The organism is Pseudoalteromonas sp. S3178 (genome assembly GCF_005886985.1).
Taxonomy (GTDB): domain Bacteria; phylum Pseudomonadota; class Gammaproteobacteria; order Enterobacterales; family Alteromonadaceae; genus Pseudoalteromonas; species Pseudoalteromonas carrageenovora.
Map to the genome: position 1 here is coordinate 17893 of NZ_PNCW01000065.1, position 19509 is coordinate 37401.

Annotated in this window: 16 protein-coding genes and 1 tRNA gene; 3 read left to right on the plus strand and 14 right to left on the minus strand. The window is 38.4% G+C overall.

The window, feature by feature from the left end; all coding sequences use genetic code 11:
• Positions 1-148: 148 nt before the first annotated feature.
• The 7 genes from bamJ to CWC11_RS16900 form a co-directional block, all read right to left on the minus strand.
• The gene (bamJ, locus tag CWC11_RS16870) at positions 149-769 is read right to left on the minus strand and encodes a BamJ family beta-barrel-assembly machinery protein (protein WP_089347571.1); all 621 of its coding nucleotides are present in this window, start codon (positions 767-769) and stop codon (positions 149-151) included.
• Positions 770-838: 69 nt separating this feature from the next.
• Positions 839-1225, minus strand: coding sequence for a hypothetical protein (locus tag CWC11_RS16875; protein ID WP_138683611.1), 387 nt, complete (start codon positions 1223-1225; stop codon positions 839-841).
• Positions 1226-1277: 52 nt separating this feature from the next.
• Positions 1278-1368 (minus strand) — tRNA-Ser (locus CWC11_RS16880).
• Positions 1369-1516: 148 nt separating this feature from the next.
• Positions 1517-1894, minus strand: coding sequence for a hypothetical protein (locus CWC11_RS16885; protein ID WP_058549101.1), 378 nt, complete (start codon positions 1892-1894; stop codon positions 1517-1519).
• Between the two features lie 203 nt (positions 1895-2097).
• Positions 2098-2646, minus strand: a complete 549-nt coding sequence (locus CWC11_RS16890) for an NAD(P)H nitroreductase (protein ID WP_138683612.1) — start codon at positions 2644-2646, stop codon at positions 2098-2100.
• Positions 2647-2885: 239 nt separating this feature from the next.
• Positions 2886-3569, minus strand: a complete 684-nt coding sequence (locus tag CWC11_RS16895) for an HvfX family Cu-binding RiPP maturation protein (protein WP_138683613.1) — start codon at positions 3567-3569, stop codon at positions 2886-2888.
• A gap of 93 nt (positions 3570-3662) precedes the next feature.
• Entirely contained in the window at positions 3663-5624 is a 1962-nt protein-coding gene (locus tag CWC11_RS16900; RefSeq protein ID WP_138683614.1) for an oxidoreductase, read from the minus strand.
• Between the two features lie 219 nt (positions 5625-5843).
• On the opposite strand from CWC11_RS16900, the gene sppA reads away from it, so the two are divergent.
• Entirely contained in the window at positions 5844-7709 is a 1866-nt protein-coding gene (gene sppA / locus CWC11_RS16905; RefSeq protein ID WP_138683615.1) for a signal peptide peptidase SppA, read from the plus strand.
• Between the two features lie 82 nt (positions 7710-7791).
• Positions 7792-8802, plus strand: a complete 1011-nt coding sequence (gene ansA, locus CWC11_RS16910; protein WP_138683616.1) for an asparaginase — start codon at positions 7792-7794, stop codon at positions 8800-8802.
• 82 nt (positions 8803-8884) lie between these two features.
• On the opposite strand, the gene gnd is transcribed toward ansA, so the two are convergent.
• Complete coding sequence (gene gnd / locus CWC11_RS16915; RefSeq protein ID WP_138683617.1) at positions 8885-10258, minus strand: NADP-dependent phosphogluconate dehydrogenase; 1374 nt, start codon at positions 10256-10258, stop codon at positions 8885-8887.
• A 378-nt stretch (positions 10259-10636) separates the two neighbouring features.
• On the opposite strand from gnd, the gene pyk reads away from it, so the two are divergent.
• Positions 10637-12073, plus strand: coding sequence for a pyruvate kinase (gene pyk, locus CWC11_RS16920; RefSeq protein ID WP_138683618.1), 1437 nt, complete (start codon positions 10637-10639; stop codon positions 12071-12073).
• A gap of 71 nt (positions 12074-12144) precedes the next feature.
• Here pyk and CWC11_RS16925 read toward each other — a convergent pair whose 3' ends face one another.
• The 6 genes from CWC11_RS16925 to CWC11_RS16950 all read right to left on the minus strand — a co-directional run bounded on the left by CWC11_RS16925 (position 12145) and on the right by CWC11_RS16950 (position 18966).
• Complete coding sequence (locus CWC11_RS16925) at positions 12145-12969, minus strand: LytR/AlgR family response regulator transcription factor (protein ID WP_138683619.1); 825 nt, start codon at positions 12967-12969, stop codon at positions 12145-12147.
• On the minus strand, positions 12966-14039 hold the full coding sequence (locus CWC11_RS16930) for a sensor histidine kinase (RefSeq protein ID WP_058549093.1): 1074 nt from the start codon (positions 14037-14039) through the stop codon (positions 12966-12968). Before CWC11_RS16930 ends, CWC11_RS16925 begins: the two co-directional genes overlap by 4 nt.
• Before the next feature lie 225 nt (positions 14040-14264).
• Entirely contained in the window at positions 14265-15821 is a 1557-nt protein-coding gene (locus tag CWC11_RS16935) for a SulP family inorganic anion transporter (protein WP_138683620.1), read from the minus strand.
• A 117-nt stretch (positions 15822-15938) separates the two neighbouring features.
• A complete protein-coding gene (locus CWC11_RS16940) occupies positions 15939-16397 on the minus strand; it encodes an Lrp/AsnC family transcriptional regulator (protein WP_002960703.1) in 459 nt (152 codons plus the stop codon).
• A gap of 108 nt (positions 16398-16505) precedes the next feature.
• Positions 16506-17147: an MBL fold metallo-hydrolase gene (locus CWC11_RS16945; RefSeq protein WP_138683621.1), complete on the minus strand. Its 642-nt coding sequence runs from the start codon at positions 17145-17147 to the stop codon at positions 16506-16508.
• Position 17148: 1 nt separating this feature from the next.
• Positions 17149-18966 carry a M14 family metallopeptidase gene (locus CWC11_RS16950; protein ID WP_138683622.1) on the minus strand — a complete coding sequence of 606 codons (1818 nt, stop codon included), beginning with the start codon at positions 18964-18966 and terminating at the stop codon, positions 17149-17151.
• Positions 18967-19509: the final 543 nt, after the last annotated feature.

Below are 19509 nucleotides of genomic sequence, written 5' to 3' on the forward strand. Positions count from 1 at the left end.
TAACTAACAAGCTCTTTAGTTTATATTTTTAAAAACCGCATTTTATTAATGCGATTTTTTATTTTTAGAATAGATAAAGCTCATAAATTATAGGCACAAAAAAGCCGTGTTCAATTTGAACACGGCTTTTTAAATTCTTAATTAATAATTAAGAAAGGATTTCGTGTAGCTCAACGTCAAATACAAGCGTTGAGAAAGGTGCAATTGCAGCACCTGCGCCACGTTCACCATAAGCAAGCTCATGAGGAACGTAGATGCGCCATTTAGTACCTACAGGCATCATTTGTAATGCTTCAGTCCAGCCTTTGATTACGCCACCAACTGGAAACTCAGCAGGTTGACCGCGCTCGTAAGAGCTATCAAAAACAGTACCGTTAATTAATGTTCCGTGGTAATCAACACGTACTGTAGACTCAGCAGTAGGCTTTTCGCCTTCGCCAGTTGCTAGTACTTCATATTGAAGACCAGACTCAGTAACAGTGATTTCAGGACGTTTTGCGTTTTCTTCTAAGAAAGCAATACCTTCTGCAGAAAGTACTTTAGATTCTTCTTCACGACGAGCTTGGATCTCTTCGTTGATTTTTTCGAATGCAGCTTGGATCTCAGGGATCTCAACTTGAAAAGCGCTACCAGCGTACGCATCTTTCATGCCTTCAAACACTGAATTTAGGTTTAAGCCTTCAAAAGGATTAGACTTAAGTTGCTCACCCATTTGTAAGCCAATACCGTAACTTGCTTTTTCAGCATCTGTAGTAAAATTATCTGACATAATGTGTATTTCACGTTTTGTTAGTTAAAAGACGCGTACATGCTAACACAAAATAAAAGCCGTTTGGGGCTAGTTTTTGCTGAGTTTTACCTTAATTAGGCCAACAATATAACTACAAAGCGGCAAACTGAATAAAATTCCAACAAGTAAAGGGGTTGCTAGTAATCCTGAACCACCAAAGAGTATAAATGGTACTGCAATTAGCCCTACAAAACCGATAAATGCAGCTGCAATTACAGGCCAAACCGTATCATATTTTGTAATTAAGTGAGCAGTTAAAATATTAAAACCAAATCCATAAATAAGTGCAGTTGCCATTGGGTAGTCTGGTTGCGCATCTAGGGCCATTTTAACTAATAAGTTAACAGCACTTTGATAACAATAACCAAACACAGTCCATAATAAAATATGCTTAATTAATCGCTGTGAGGTTGATAGATTTGTTGTGTTTTTCATTTATTAAACTCCACATAGCAAAAAACCGCCCATAAGGCGGTTTTTTAAATAATGGTGGAGAGATAGGGATTTGAACCCTAGATGGGCTATAAACCCATGCCGGTTTTCAAGACCGGTGCATTCGACCACTCTGCCATCTCTCCGTACGGCGCGCATGATATGGCTAAACGCATTATTTGTAAAGAGCTAAATATAAATTTATATAAAATATTAATTTATTGATGAAAATACACTCACCCTGCTCTTTTAATAACTCATATTTATAAAAATCAGTTAATGGATTAACAAATGTTAGTAGTATTGTTTTGGTCTGCGTGCAATCCATGAACATATTAAACATGCTAATAAGCTCAATGCAGTAAAGGTGACGCTTTGAAAAATCAAATCAAAACGATTTAAATCATCACTGGGGACAACAACAAACATAAAGGCAGGTAAAATGCTTAGCAATAATACATAACAGCACACTTTAAAAGCGCGACCAAAGTCGAATCGTTTAGTTTGCTGCATCCACACTGTGAGTAGTGCCAGCATTCCCATCGCTGAGATAACCATAAAATGGGATGCATTTGTACTCATTGCCACATATAAAGTAACAAAGGCACCAATAATTCCCCAAATTGACCACGCTAGCCAGTTTTCTTTTTCACGTAAAAATAAATTTCCCATAGTTTTCGTCTTCTTTATCGTTATTTTTATTAAGACTTTCCATAATGTATCAAAAAACAACCGATTAAAAAACAAACTGAAGAAGAATTAGTAAATTTGATGCTTCCGAGCGCTTCTCACAGCCAAGCCATTAACCTATTTATACTACTATTTGTAACCTTAATGAAATATGACTATGCAAATTGCAAAAAGTTCATACTATTTCACAAAAAGGTAAAATAATTTTCAGGCTTATGTCGCGCAGACTTTTTGCAATCAACCTCTGGGGTACCTAAGTAAAGGTATCCAACAATTTCGTCTTGTTCATTGAGTTTTAGCGCTTGTTTAACACCTTGGCTTTGAGCAAAATAACCTGTTCGCCATACGCCCCCTAAACCTTGTGCAAACGCGGCTTGCTGCATTGCAAGCACACTACACCCTGCGCTTTGCACCTGCTCAATACGCGGCACCTTTGGATGCTCTTCGTATTTAGCAATAGCAATTACAATCATTGGTGCTCGAAGGGGAAGCTCTTTAGCTCGATTAATTACTTTTTCTGGTTGTTGCTCGGCTAGAGCACATTGATGATATATTTCACCTAATTTTTCTCGTGCGGCGCCTTGTACAATTATAAACTGCCACGGTGCAATACAGCCATGATCAGGTACACGCAATGCTGCTTGTTTTATTATGTCGAGTTGCTCAGGTGATGGGCCAGGCTCAGTAAGTTTAGAATCAGATTGGCGAGTAAGTAAAAGCTCGATAGCATTCATAATAATGTCTCAAAATTCAAAACACTAGAATAGCATTTAAAACCTTAATATTACCAATCTGCTTACATTCTCCCTCGTATTAGGCTGCTTTTTTAAATACGTTTAATAAAGCTAGAGATAATTTAACCTATAAAATTGTTTAGCAGGTAAAAATAAAATGGACATAAATAGTAAGAGTATAAAACACAAGCGGTAGTACAAAATATATTTGTACAACCGCTTTACTATTTTGCACCGCACTACTCTTTAAAGGCTGATCGCTTTAACCAATAATCAACACTTACGAAGCGCCCTCCACCTACAAAAAATAAGCTTAGCAGCATTGCAAAATATATGGCCGAAAACTCTATGCCATTGTTTAAAATTGAAGGTTTGCCTTTTTCATATAAATAATCAGGAAAACCATGTTCATCAACTAACCCGCGAATTTTGCCTATGCGGTCTTGTACTTCAAGTGAATTTTCGAGGCTTTCTTTTGCTCCAGGGATAGATAACCAATCAAGTACTTGTGCTGCACTCGTCTCGGGGTTAGTAGGTGCAATGGCAAACCAACCATTATGCCAATGTACTGATGTTGCAGCTACAACCATTGTAAACATAAGCGGGATACTGACTAAGCGAGTTAACAGGCCAAATAATAAAAACCAACCACCTAAAAACTCACTCCACCCTGCTAAAAAAGCCAGTAAATCAGGAAATGGTAAACCTAATCCCCATTCACTATTTCCAAACCATTGCACAACATCAGGTGACGCTAATAAATTATTAAAAAAACCTTGGGTATCGCCACTTATAGCAAGCTTGTTGTAACCTGCGATGATCATAACCGGGGCCAAAATAAGGCGAAAAAGTAAAGCCGGTAAACCATCTAAAAACGATAATTTACCTATTGCTGATTCATAAAGGTGGGTTAGTTTTTTCATGCGTATCCTGTGTGTTCAATGTTTATTAAGTTATAGACTATAAACAACAAAGACCGCATGAATTAAAAAACTATTTCATTTTATTTACAAATATTAAATACTTCTCGCTATTTGTAATGCTTCAAAAATAGCACGTTTAGCATCAATAGCAGCAGCGAGTTTAGCACCACCAATAACATGTACTTTAGCGTTTTCGCCATGCTCTTTTAGCACTTCATCATTAGAAACTTGGCCAATACACGCAATAACCGTGTCAACAGGAAGTACTTGTGTTTCACCTGCTACCGTAATAGTTAAACCGTTATTGTCAAAGCTTTGATACTGACAGTCAGCAATTTGTTTAACACCATGCTGCTTCGCTACTTGGCGGTGTATCCAACCTGTCGTTTTACCAAGTTCACTACCAAAGCGACCTGCACTTCTTTTAAGCATAAATAACTGGCGGTCATCTTTATGCGGTTGTGGCTCACACTCAATACCCCATTGTGATTTAAAGTCGCTAATAGTTTGTGACTTATGTTCGCTTAAAAATGCCACCATATCAAAGCCGATACCGCCAGCTCCTAGAATAGCAATTGATTTACCTAGCTCTACTTCACCACGTATAACTTCATCATAAGCAAATACTCGTTTTCCATCACTACAATTAATGGATGCTTCACGAGGGCGTACACCCGTTGCAAACACAATATCATCGTAGTTGTTTAGCATTGAGTCGTCATACGCTTTACCTAGTTCAACATTTACCTTTAATCGCTCAAGCTCATTGGTAAAATATGCCAATGTATGATTAAAATCTTCTTTACCAGGTATTTGCATTGCTAAGTTAAATTGACCACCCATTTGGTTTTTTTGATCAATTAACGTAACGTTATGCCCTTTTTGTGCCAAATAACAGCTAGCCGATAACCCAGCGGGGCCTGCTCCTACAACAAGTACATTTTTAGCTTTTGTGGCTTTTTCCAATGGGTAATCAAGTTCAAACGCAGCTTGAGGATTTACCAAACATGTAGCACGTTTATTTTTAAATACATGATCTAGACAACCTTGGTTACAACCAATACAAATATTAATTTGCTTTGATTGCTGATTAGCATACTTATTAAAAAACCCAGGATCTGCAAGTAATGGCCTCGCCATTGAAATTAAATCGGCTTCGCCGGCATTTAAAATATCGTTTGCTATATCAGGGGTATTAATACGGTTTACCGCAATAACAGGCACATTCACTACATCTTTTAAACGTTTTGATGCTTCTTTAAATGCCCCGGGCGGCACCATACTCGCAATTGTTGGTACACGTGCTTCATGCCAGCCAATGCCTGTATTAAAAATATCTACACCTGCTTTTTCAAGTTCAGTGGCTTGAATAACAACTTCATCTGGTGTTGAGCCATTAGGGATTAAATCGATAACCGATAACCTAAAGATAATTAAAAATTGTTCAGATACTTTTGCCCTTACCGCTTTTACTATTTCAAGCGCCAAACGCATTCTGTTTTCTAGGCTGCCACCAAACTCATCTTCACGTTTATTCGTGTGCGGCGCCATAAACTCATTGATTAAATAACCTTCTGAACCCATAACCTCTACGCCATCGTAACCTGCTTTTTCAGCCATATAAGCTGAGTGAGCAAAGTCTTTAATGGTTTTTTTAATTGAGCTAAGTGACATAGCTTTCGGTTTATAAGGATTAATAGGTGCTTTTATTGCACTAGGTGCTTGATTGAATGGATGATACGCGTAACGACCGGCATGTAGTAACTGCAAACAAATTTTACCACCATGCTGATGTACAGCGTCTGTGTACGCACGATGTTTAAATACATCGTAGTAGCTATTAAAAGAAGAGGATATTGGCGTTAATTTGCCACGTAAGTTAGGACTGTAACCACCAGTAATTAGCATGGCCGTACCGCCTTTGGCACGTGCTTCATAAAAAGCGCGTAACCGTTTACGATTATGCCACCCCTCTTCTAGGCCTGTGTGCATTGACCCCATCACTAAGCGGTTGCGTAATTGTGTGTGTTTTAATTCTAATTGTTGTTCTAACATCCTGTGCCCCGTTAACTGGTCTAACCTGTATACATTAACTAATTCTGCTTCAATGGCAAGTAATAAGCAATATGTGCCAGCATTTAATTAAAAAATGCAGTCGAAACTTACATTTATAGTCTCTCATAAACACTTCGTTACGATTTAGCAGTTAAATTTATTTTTATTCTAGGCTAAGATGGAACTAATGTATTAGCTGTACCAAATTAAGGAGCTATTTTGATAGCAAAGGTATTTAAAGGTATTTGGGCTGGGATAAACTTTTCACGCCGTTTAGTACTCAACATTTTGTTTTTATTACTGGTCATTGTATTTTTCGTCTCGCTTTCAAGTGATGACGATCAAATAATTATAGAAAATGGCTCTGTGCTTAGGCTGAATCTTAATGGCCCTATTGTTGAAGAGAAAACATATATAGACCCAGTAGAAGCCGCAATAAACGATGCAACTTCTGGCTCTGAAGCACCAAGCGAAATTTTACTCGACGATATTGTTGAAGTAATAAATGAAGCAACCAATGATGACCGTATTACTGTCATGCTGCTTGATTTACAAGAAATGCCTAAAGCGCATTTAAATAAACTTAAGCAAATTACCAATGCTATCGATGCATTTAAACAAGCAGGTAAAAAAGTTATTGCATCTGGGTATTACTATACTCAAGCGCAATACTATATTGCTTCTCACGCAGACGAAGTTGCAATGCATCCTTACGGAAGTGTTGCTATCGAAGGCTATGGTATGTACCCACTTTACTTTAAAGATGCACTAGCAAAGCTAGAAGTAACACAGCATATTTTTCGTGTTGGTACATTTAAATCTGCGGTAGAGCCATTTATCCGTAATGATATGTCTGATGCAGCTAAAGAAGCTAACCGCGTTTGGTTAGGGGCGCTTTGGAGTGAATATAAGCAAGATGTTGCAGCGGTACGCCCTTTTGATGAGTCAAACTTTGATGAAACAATGGATGTATACCTGGCAAAAATGAAAGCAGCCGGTGGTGATGCAGGTAAATATGCACTTGATCACCAGTGGGTTGATTCTTTAAAAACAAATCAACAAGTTCGTCAACAATTAATAGAGTTAGTAGGCGCACAAGAAGATGGTAAAACATTTAAGCAAGTATCATTTCGTGAGTACTTAAGCTTAGTAAAACCGCCTATCGAATTTGATAATCCTATTACCGAAAAAGTGGCTGTAGTGGTTGCTAAAGGGACTATTGTAGATGGCGAACGTAAAGCTGGGGAAATTGGTGGTGACTCTACCGCAGCCCTGCTTCGTAAAGCTCGCCTTGATGATAAAGTTAAAGCTGTTGTGCTTCGTATAGATTCAGGTGGCGGCAGCATGTTTGCTTCTGAGGTTATTCGCGCCGAAGTACTTGCATTAAAAGCAGCCGGTAAACCCGTTATTGCATCTATGAGCTCTGTTGCCGCTTCTGGTGGTTATTGGATAGCCTCAGCAGCTAACGAAATTTGGGCAGCACCAAGCACAATTACAGGCTCAATAGGTGTATTTGGTACCTTTATGACATTTGAAAACACCCTGTCTAAAATTGGTGTTTATTCAGATGGTGTTGCTACAACCGAAATGGCTGGCTTTTCAATTACGCGTCCATTAAATGAAAAAATGGCAGAAGTTATTCAAATGAGTGTTGAAGAAGCTTACGGCCGTTTTTTAGCTGTGGTTGCCGATGCACGTAACATGACCCCGGAGCAAGTAGATAAAATTGCTCAAGGTCGAGTTTGGATTGCTTCTAAAGCGCAAGAGCTTGGCTTGGTTGATAAACTAGGTGATAAGCAAGACGCAATTAAAGCAGCCGCTGCACTTGCTAAGCTTAATCATTATGAAGTTAAAACAATCAAACAAGATTTAAGCCCGCAAGAGAAAATGATTCAAGATATTTTTGGTAACGCATCAATTAAATCAATGCTTGGATTACAAACACAAAAAGCGTCGGTGTTAGCTACACAGGCTAATTTACAAAGTGTTATTAACCAATTAAGTACAGAAGTAGAAAACCTTAAAGATTATAACGATCCACAAGGCGTATACGCTCGCTGTTTAGTGTGTCGTGTTGCACAATAAAAGTGCATCTATGTTCCTAAGCAGCTGTATTTAGAGCTGCTTAACGCTATACTAAGCCCAGTTTTTTTACTGGGCTTTTTTTATGAAACGTAAACGCATTTATATCGCTTACACTGGCGGTACTATAGGGATGAAAAAATCGAGCCGTGGCTACATTCCGGCTGAAGGCTTTTTAACTGAAACTGTAGTTAATAACGCAGAATTTAATCGTGAAGAAATGCCTTTATTTGATATTCACGAATACTGCCCTCTTATCGACTCCTCCGATATGTCGCCTGAGCATTGGCAACTTATTGCTAACGATATCAAAAGCAAATATCAAGATTATGATGGCTTTGTTGTTCTTCATGGTACAGACACGATGGCATACACTGCATCTGCACTGTCGTTTATGTTCGAGAACTTAACTAAACCCGTTATTGTTACTGGCTCACAAATACCGCTGTCTCAGCTGCGTTCTGACGGGCAAGTTAACTTACTAAATGCAATGTATTTAGCTGCTAATTACCCAATCGCTGAAGTTAGCTTATTTTTTAATAATCAGTTATTTAGAGGTAATCGAGCAACCAAAGCACATGCAGATGGCTTTAATGCGTTTACATCACCTAACCTTGAGCCTTTAGCATTATCTGGTATTAATATTCAGCTTATTAAAGGTCAGCTTAGCCCGTATGTTGAAAACGAGTTGCAGGTAACCTCAATTACACCACAGCCAATTGGTGTACTTTATTTATACCCAGGTATAAGTAAAGAAGTGGTGGAAAGCCTAGTTAACGGCAGCATAAAAGCTTTAGTATTACTCAGTTTTGGCGTAGGTAATGCCCCGCAAGATCCAGCTTTTTTAGCCATACTTGAGCAAGCGAGTAAACGCGGTGTAGTTATTATTAATTTAACCCAGTGCTTGAAAGGCCATGTAAATATGGGCGGCTATGCAACCGGCAATGCACTTTTAAATATTGGTGTAATTAGTGGTTACGATATGACTTTAGAGGCATGTTTGACTAAATTACATTACTTACTTAGCCAAAAGCTTGAAGTAGAAACTATACGCCATTTAATGCAAGACAATTTACGCGGTGAATTAAGCAGGTAACTTTTTTTTACCAAAAAGCAAAAGGCACGCTATTTAGCGTGCCTTTAGTGTATTACGTAACCAAATTTTGATTACGTAATAATTATCTAACTTTAGCGTCTAAATCGACTAAGTCAGTTAAGTGACAAGCCTCGCCACTGTGAGTTTTTACACCATGCTCACCAAAGTAATCACGCTGGGCTTGTACTAAATGCCCATTACTAGGTGTTGTAAGTGTTGCTAAATACGTTTGCGTAGCACCTAATACCGGAAATGCTAAACCAGTCATTACGGCTTGGCCGGTAATTTTGCGTAAAGAGTTTGACTCTTTTTCAAGAGTATCAATAAATTCAACACCTTGTGCAACACTATCTAAGTAGTCAGCACGGATAATACAACCCGCACGCCACGTTTGAAGTGTCTTAGATAAATCAACTTTCCACTGATGAGTACGCGATGCACCTTTGATAAGTGCTAAGCCTTGGCGGTAAGCTAACAAACTTGCAAGTAAAAATGCGTCTTTTAACTCTTCTAAATCAATATCAACATTATTAGTAGATTTAGCTGCGTACGACATTTCTTGTGCAGCAGTTGTGTTACACGCGTTTGTTAAATGACGCGCCTGCACTGCAGCTACAAGTGATGGTACCGCAATACCTAGTTCTAATGCATTTTGTGCAGTCCAAAGACCGGTGCCCTTGGCGCCTACTTTATTATCAATTAAGTCAGCAAGAGGCACGTTATTTTGATTTTCAAGTGATAAAATATGGCTAGAAATAGACAATAAGTAGCTATTTAATTGACCCTGAGACCAGTCATTAAAAATTTCAGCAACTTCTTTAGGTGAACGGCCCGTGCCAATACGAAGTAGTTGATATACTTCGGCAATAAGCTGCATCAGGGCATATTCAATACCATTGTGAACCATTTTTACAAAGTGACCACTGGCAGATTGGCCAACGCGTGCAAAGCAAGATTCACCATTAAAACTCGCAGCTGCTTTTTCAAACCACGGTTCAATTCTTCCCCAACCACCTTCAGAACCACTGGCCATCATAGCAGGGCCATGGCGAGCGCCTTCTGCCCCACCGGAGATACCCATAGTGGCAAATTCAAATTTGTTTTGGTATTTAAGTTTACGCGTTATACCATCTTTATAATTACTGTTACCGCAATCTACAATGATATCGTTACACTCTACGCCCGCCTCTACTAGTTCACTACACACGGTATCGACTAGTTCTCCAGCAGGAACAAGTAATAAAATAGAACGAGGTGCTTCTAAACGCCTTACCATGTCTCTTAAATCAGAAACAATGTGAAGTCGTTCAGCCATGCCTTGAGATTTAGCACAGCTTAATAACTCTTCACCCGCATGTGGGTTTTTGTCATAAGCAACGAGCGTTATCCCTTTTTCAATCAAGTTTAGGGCAAGATTTTTTCCCATAACGCCTAACCCTACTAATGCAACTTGCATTTAGTGTCCTCCTCGGTAACAACTATTTGGTTAGAAAATTCAGTGTATAAATTAAATAATACCGCGTGCATTATACTCATGCAGTTATAAAATACTAACCACGAGTCAATACAACATGCTTTTTTATTACAGATAAATAAGCTACGTAATTATATCAAACATCAATGCCCTAAGGGTGACTAAAAGCAAGCTATTTGAAATTAAGATCATTGACGCATTCTGACACCGGTGTCATAATGATGACACAATAGTTTTGTATAAAATAGTGGTAAACCCTTGATGTTTGCCTACAACTAAAAACTTTTTATTCTAATATAGATATTTTTAGTAAACAAAATAACAGTCAACCTGCTTTCACCAAGCACACAGGAGAAATTGATGCTAAGACGCACAAAAATAGTCGCTACCCTTGGGCCTGCTACCGATAGAGATAACAACCTAGAAAAAATAATTATCGCTGGGGCCAATGTAGTACGTTTAAACTTCTCACATGGTGTTGCCCAAGATCATAAAGACCGTGCACAAGCAGTACGTGATATCGCCAAAAAATTAGGTAAGCACATTGCAATTCTTGCAGACCTTCAAGGCCCTAAAATCCGTGTTTCTACTTTTAAAGAAGGTAAAGTAAACCTTGCAGTGGGTGCAAAATTTACTCTTGATGCAAAAATGGAAAAAGGCGAAGGCGATGTAAACGCTGTAGGTATTGATTATAAAGAATTACCACAAGATGTAACGCCAGGTGATTTACTACTGTTAAATGATGGTTTAATCCAACTTACTGTTGAAGAAGTTGATGGTCATTTAGTGCACTGTAGCGTAACTGTTGGCGGCGTATTATCTAACAATAAAGGTATTAACCGTTTAGGTGGTGGCTTAACTGCACCTGCGTTTACTGAAAAAGACAAAGAAGATTTAATAACTGCGGCTGAAATTGACGTAGATTACATTGCAGTATCATTCCCACGTAGTGGTGACGATATGCGCTATGTACGCTCACTTGCTGAAGCTGCAGGCTCAAAAGCACAATTACTTGCTAAAATTGAACGTGCAGAAGCAGTTGAAACTCAAGAAGCTGTTGATGATATCGTTTTAGCGTCTGACGCTGTAATGGTTGCTCGTGGTGACTTAGGCGTTGAAATTGGTGATGCTGCTCTTATGGGTAAGCAAAAACTCATTATTCGTCGTGCTCGTTCATTAAACCGTACTGTTGTAACTGCAACACAAATGATGGAATCAATGATCGATAACCCTATGCCAACACGTGCAGAAGTTATGGATGTTGCAAATGCGGTACTTGATGGTACTGATGCGGTTATGCTTTCAGCTGAAACAGCTGCAGGCGATTACCCTGAAGAAACAGTAGCTACAATGGCACGTGTTTGTTTAGGTGCTGAATCTCAAAAAGAAACGCACGTATCTAAGCACCGTTTAGACAGCCGTTTTTCTAACAATGCAGAATCTATCGCCCTTTCAGCTATGTATGCTGCTAACCACTTAGACTCTGTAAAAGCGATTGTTACACTTACTGAGTCAGGCAGCACAGCTAAATTAATGTCGCGTATAAGCTCAGGTTTACCAATCTACTCGCTTTCACGCCATGCAAGCACACTTGGTCAAACAGCACTTTACCGTGGTGTTTACCCAGTGTTTTTTGATTCTACAAAAACTGAAAAAGACGGCATGGTAAAAGCAGCACTTGATACGCTTGTAGCTCAAGGCTCATTACAGTCTGGCGATACAGTTATTATTACTCACGGTGATTCAATGGAAACTGTGGGCGCAACTAATACAATGAAAATTGTGACTGTTGCATAATAGCGTAATCAAACGTCTAATATAAAAAATGCGAGCTAAGCTCGCATTTTTTGTGTCTGTAAAACATCAAACTAACTGGCTAGCGCTGCTTTTACTTTATCGCGGTAGCTTCGGCTCACTTTAAGCTCTTGTCCGTTTTCAAGTACTAATAAATATTCACCACTTACTTGCGTAACCAGTTTACTTATTTGCTTTGTATTAACGATTGCACTGCGATGTACGCGAACAAATAAATGAGGGTCTAGCTCTTGCTCAAGCTCCTTCATCGTTTTACGTAATATATGTGTTTGTCCGTCTTGGCAATGTAAGCACATATAATCACCCGCTGCATCTACCCATTGAATAGTTGCCACTGGTACACGTATTATTTCACCTTGCTCTTTTACAGCTAATGACTCTGGGTAGCGTCTATCTGTTAGCGTATCGCCTGTGGCTAATTTTTTTAATATTTCTTCGCAATTATTACCAGTAATTCCGGCTACAAAACTCGCTAGCTTTTTCTTATGGGCGTTGTCTTGCTGAGTTTTTAAATAGGTATGCACTTTTTCTACCGCCTGTTTTAGTCTGTTATCGTCAACGGGTTTTAAAATGTAATCTAGTGCATGAATTTCGAACGCTTTAACAGCAAACTGATCAAAAGCAGTTACAAATACAATCGCAGGTAATGCTTTTGTACTTTCGCTTAGCGCTCTTGCTACTTCAAAGCCATTCATGCCTGGCATTTGAATATCTAAAAAAACCAAATCTATTTTTTCACTTTGGCACATTTCAATTGCATCTGCGCCTGAGCTACATAATTTTATCACTTCAATATCAGCAAACTCTTCTAGCCTTACTGATAAACCTTTTCTTGCTAATGGTTCGTCATCAACGATAAGTGTTTTTATTTTAGTCATTTCTTCACAGCCTTTTCAAACGGTACTCGCAGATTAACTTTTAATCCACTTGGCGTATTATGTGATAATACAAACGAATAATTATTTTCATACAACGTTTTTAATCTATCTTTGGTGTTAGCAACCCCTACCCCTTGGGCATTTACTAATTGGCCATCGAGTATTTCGGTGCCGGGGCCATTATCGCCAACTTCTAATAATAATTCGTTTGCAAATACTTGTGCTTTTATATCTATCACACCACCTTGCGCTAAATGGGCAATAGCGTATTTAATTGCGTTTTCAATAATTGGTTGCAAAATTAAGCTTGGCACTAATGCCTCTTTAGCTTGTTCGCTTATATCTACATTTACTTTTAATCGTTCGTCAAAACGTACCCGCTCTATTTCAAGGTAAAGCATTAATGCATGTAGCTCTTGCTCAAGAGGTACTTTTTTAATTGGATCGGTATTTAGTGTATAGCGTAAAAAGTCACTTAGCCTTGCTACCATTAAGTTAGCATCTTTGTTTTCTTTCACCAAAATTAATGTAGAGATAGCGTTTAGTGTATTGAATAAAAAATGAGGATTAAGCTGGTACCTGAGCATTTTTAATTGCGCTTCGTGTGCCATAGTTGTGGCTTTTAGCGCTTTTTGTCGCTCACTTTGTAGTAGCTGATAATATTTAACGCCAAAGTACAAACCACTCCAACATAAAATAATATAAACAGAATCTAAACCTTGTTGTAGGTAATAAAACCACTCTTCAGGCCTATACCCATGACGGTATATTTCCCATAAATTAAATTTTTGAACAACCGCCCATAAAGTACCCGTAATATACGAAGCACCAAATACAACAATCATTAACACCCATGGTGAGGCGTTCCAAATTTTACGATAAATGTACCTAAGTGGCACAGTCATTAAACAGCCAGCATACGCGTTTAGTAGAATAACAAATACGTAGATATCGCGCATTTCAAATACTTTAGAGCCAATGTAATTTACTAACGCATAACCTATCCAACCTGCAATTTGCAAAAGCCAAAAAAAGCGTTGTCTGTTGTCGACTAAGGATTGCCAGTTCAAAATTTACATTTACTCCGTATAGTTAAATACTAACTTTATATTAGGCTCGATTATTTTTATTGTGTAGCTTAAAGTTAGCTTTCATTATTATATAGATTTATCCGTATGCTTAGCAGTACCACCTATCTTGCTTTATGCGAGATTTACCGCAAACATTTATCATCGCACTAAAAAAGCGAAAGGTTTTACCCTTTCGCTTTTTAAATTTGCGTCACTTAGTACAGGTTAAGCTAGTTTGTCTGATGCAACTTTATAGGTTGGATCTTCAATCACGTTAACTTCAACTAAATCACGGGCTTTATGCAATAACTGTGTACAGTCTTTACTTAAGTGGCGTAAATGAAGTTGTTTACCTGCTTTAGTGTATTTGTCAGCAAGGCTGTCTATTGCTTCTATTGCACTGTGATCAGAAACACGACTGTGTTTAAACTCGACTATCACGTCTTTAGGGTCATTTTTAACATCAAATAACTCTGCAAAGTTTTTAACTGAGCCAAAAAATAACGGCCCGTGCAGCTCATATACTTTTGCACCTTGTTCATCAATATAGTTTGTAGTGTAAATGTGTTTTGCGTGCTGCCAAGCAAATACTAATGCCGATACAATAACACCTACGCATACTGCAATAGCTAAATCGGTAATAACCGTTACTCCCGATACGAGCACAATAACAAAAGCGTCAGATAGCGGTACACGCTTCATCATCTTAAAGCTTGCCCATTCAAATGTACCAAGCACAACCATAAACATAACACCTACTAAGGCAGCAAGTGGGATCATTTCTATTAAGCTCGAGGCAAAAATAATAAAGGCTAGTAACATTAATGCCGCGCTTATACCTGATAAACGAGAGCGACCACCTGAATTAATGTTGATCATTGATTGACCAATCATTGCACAACCGCCCATCGCACCAAAAAAGCCACACGTTACGTTTGCTGCGCCTTGGCCTATACATTCTTTGTTAGAATGGCCACGAGTTTCAGTAATTTCGTCTATTAAGCTAAGTGTTAATAAAGATTCAATTAAACCAATAGCGGCTAAAATAAGTGCATACGGGAAAATAATATAGAGTGTATCTAGAGTAAACGGCACCATAGGAATGTGAAATTCTGGTAAGCCACCGGCAATAGTTGCCGCTTCATTACCTGTCATACCTTTTAAGAAATCAAGTACGGTGTGTGCTTCTAAGTCAAAACCGATTACTAAACCAGTGACGGTTACAATAGCTACCAATGAAGATGGTACAGCGGTAGTTAATTTAGGTAAAAAATGAATTATAGCCATAGTCAGTGCAACTAAACCTAGCATGATGAAAAGCGGACTGCCTGTCATCCACTGCTGCCCACCGGCACCATCAGGCACTTTAAATTGCCCTAATTGTGCTAAAAATATAACAATAGCTAGACCATTTACAAAGCCGAGCATTACTGGGTGAGGAACCATACGAATAAACTTACCGAGCTTAAAGACTCCTGCAAGAATTTGCAGGATCCCCATTAATAAAACGGTTGCAAATAAATACTCAACACCATGATCAAGTACTAAACTTACCATTACTACAGCAAGGGCACCGGTAGCACCTGAAATCATCCCAGGGCGGCCACCAAATATTGCCGTAATTAAACCAACGATAAACGCGGCATATAGACCAACTAAAGGTTCTACATTTGCTACAAAGGCAAACGCAACAGCTTCTGGTACCAAGGCAAGTGCCACGGTTAAACCAGATAGAATATCGTTTTTAGCAGAGCTTGGGGCTCTACTGAGTAAGTTAAACATTGAGTTCCTCAGGTGTTATAGGTATCAAAAAAAGCGCTAAATTCTATCAAATTAGCGCTCAGTTAACAATTGTCATTATGTGGTTAAGCTAAGATTTAGCCAAACAGGAAGTGCTTTTTATAAAGGAAGAGAAGTACTGCGTTTTACACACGTCATTGTTACGTTTGAATGAACTTCTTGTACGTATTCTAAACTTAATAGGTTATCGCGTACAAAATGCTCGTAACCCTCAATGCCTTGAGAAATTATGCGTAACATAAAATCCATAGTACCGGCCATTGTGTAGCATTCGGTTACTTCATCGTAACTCATAATTAGTTTCTCAAACTCAGCAAGGTTCTTTTTACCATGATTAGATAAGCGAACATGTGCATATACAAGCATATCAAAGCCGAGCTTTTTCTCATCTAAAAGAGCAACTTTGCTTTTTATATAACCATCTTGCTCAAGCTTAGCAATTCGGCGCCAGCATGGAGACTGAGACAAACCTACTTTATCGGCAATTTCTGCGGTTGATAAACTAGCATCTTGTTGTAAAAGTGCCAATATTTGGCGATCTACGTGATTTAGAGACATTTTATTTCTTATTTATCAAATAAACTGGTTAAATTATACAGCCATTTTAAAAAACAGTCTGCATATTTTTGAATTTTTATAACCATTTTAAGCATTATATAACGCTATTTAGCCAAATTTACCGCTTACAAATGGATTTGTTTGTTTTTCAAAACTCACGGTGGTGTCGCTTCCATGCCCAGAAAGAATTTTTGTGTTATCTGGCAAGGTAAGAATATGCGCTCGTATAGACTCAATAAGCTGCTGACTGTCTCCTTTAGGAAAGTCTGTGCGCCCTATTGAGCCCTTAAAAATGACATCTCCGACAATCACAGTTTCGTATTGCGGTTGGTAGAAAACAATATGCCCTGGCGTGTGGCCTGGGCAATGTTTAACAACAAAGCTAAGCTTACCTACGCTTACAACATCGTCATGATTTAACCAAATATCAGGGTAAAATGGAGCTATAGGTGTAAAGCCAAACATTTGGGCTTGCATTGGTAAGTTTTCGAACCAAAAAACTTCATCTTTCTGAGGGCCAATTATTTGTATGTTAAAGTGCTGGCGCAATATATCGGCACCACCAACATGATCTAAGTGACCATGAGTTAACCAAATAGCTTTTAAATCTAGCTGCCTGTCATTCAGCGCAGTAATTATCTTATCTGTATCACCACCTGGGTCTATGACTACAGCTTGATTAGTTTCATTACATATAACAATTCGGCTGTTTTGAGCAAAAGGGGTAACCGGTATAGTAATAACTTGCATGTTATATCTCTTTACTCTTTTGATCTGGAATAACAACAGGCTCTTCAAACGACATTAGTATTGGGTATTTTAAATATGCTTGGTCGTAAAACGGGCTTTGTTCATATAGCCAATTTAAGCGTGCGTCAGCATCCTCAGAAAATGATTTATCTTTTAATTTTTCGTCAAACTTAAGTGCAAGCTTAGGATTATCTTTAAGCATTTGGCGTGCAAACGGAATAAGTGCATAATTTTCCATGTATTCTGTACGCTGAAAAATAGTATTAAACTCACCCCACGCAAAAAATGAATCTGGTGCTTCAGGGTGTAATAAATGTACCGCCAACTCACCGGCCTTTTGCTGAGTATTGACTTGATACCACCCATCTAAATCAACATTTATCGCAGGGACATAATCAAAACTTGCCGACACCCTAAAGCGTCCTTCAAATGGTGCTTTATCAAATGCATAATCAATAACTTTGGCCTTTTTTAAAGGCTGGGTATTAGCCCCTTCTAACTTATTAACTGATACTCCATGTAACTTTAGCTTTTCAATAATATTGCTATAAACTGGTGGAATGAAAAACGCCTTTGGTACTTCTACTGTGCTAATTACTTCTTTTTGCCAATATATAGGTAAGTCTGAATATGTATAAGGTTTGCCAATATACTTAACCTCGCTTTGCCCTGAAAGCGCATTCATACTAGAGGAATACTCAATACCTTTAAATTCACTAATTGTATCAGCTTGTTTTGAATAACCGCGTTTAACTATTAACTGCTTGGGTACAAATTCTTGTTCTTTTTTTACCGCATTAGCTAGTACATGGCTATGTTGTGATAATGCATTAATCGCACCATCTAAGAATACATAAGTCCCTAAAACGCGTTGTTTGTAAGGCTTTAAAGAGTGGTTTTCAACTAAAATTGTAGGTAATGATTTTAAATCTCCCCATCCATTTGAAAATCGAGGCGTCGCTAGCCAGCCCGCTAGCCCTTTTTTAAAATCGCGTTTATCCATAACAAATACAAGTTGCCCAGGGGTATGCCCCTGCTCAGCAAGCTTTTCATCTATTAACGGCTTAAAGAAATGATTTAATGTATCTGATACTGCCGGAGACTCACTCGCAAATACAGGGTTATACCCATAGGTCACATCGTACTGGTAATCTGCGCCATCAGTTACGTGAACATCAATGTATAAATTTGGAGTATAGGCGTTAATAACCTTCAAAACGCTTTTAACTTCCGGCGTATCTAATTTAGTAAAATCACGATTTAAATTGAGGTTATTAGCGTTCGTACGAAAACCCATCTTTGCAGGGCCGCGCTGATTTATGCGATTAAAGGCACTGCTACGCTCGTGCCCATCGACATTTAAAATAGGGATAAATAATATATTTACCTTTTTTAAAATATCGCGGCGTTTCCCTGTTGCAATATCACGCAGCAACATAAACATAGCATCTTTGCCATCTATCTCACCGGCATGAATACCGGCCTGAATAAAGATAGTCGGTTTAGTGCTATTAGCCATTTGCCCAGCTTCAAAAAAACCTTGCTCGCTCGCAACCAACATCTTTATCGCACGTTTGCTATTGCTGTAACCTATGGTTTGAGATTTAAATTGAGTAGGGTTTGCTGCCACGAGCCTATCTACAAATGCCATAGTGTCTTCGTAGTTTGGTGAAATTTCACCTGCAGATAATTCAAAGTCTGTTGTTAACGGACCTTCTTTTTGTAGTAACTCACTGCTTTTACCTTGCCACTGTATTAGGGGGGGTAAATGTGCGTCATATGCCACACTCGCAGACAAAACCAAAAGACTTGCAAACATATTATTCTCTAACAAACGCTCTAATAATAAAATTATATCAATTAAAGTTTTTTATATTTTAAAACTGCGGTGATTCAACAAAAATACACAGCCAATAACAGTAACTTATAAAATGAATAATGCTAACGTCAATAAAATGAGTATATCCATAAACCTTATATATTTTTTCTACTGTTTATGAGTAAATTTTCGCCTCTATAGCTAGGGCGTGTTGATCTTTGATGGTTGAATTTGCAGCAGTATGTTTGGTTTTTAGGCAAGGCAGAGCCTATGAAGTGTGGTTACTCCCCATAAATAGGCGATAACGTAGCATAAATACCAAACATGCGCTGCCCGTTGGGTTCTTTCTAGGGACTATTACCTCTTTGTTGCTCGGTTTTTACTTAGCCCACTAGGTTACAAACCTCGCGCCGCGATTTGATCGCCCCTAGATTGAACAAATTTCAATCCACAAAGATCAACACGCCCTCGTGTTAAACATTGGTAATTAATGAAAATAGATTTATTCGATAATTATCACCATATTAAATTATTAATGTGTTG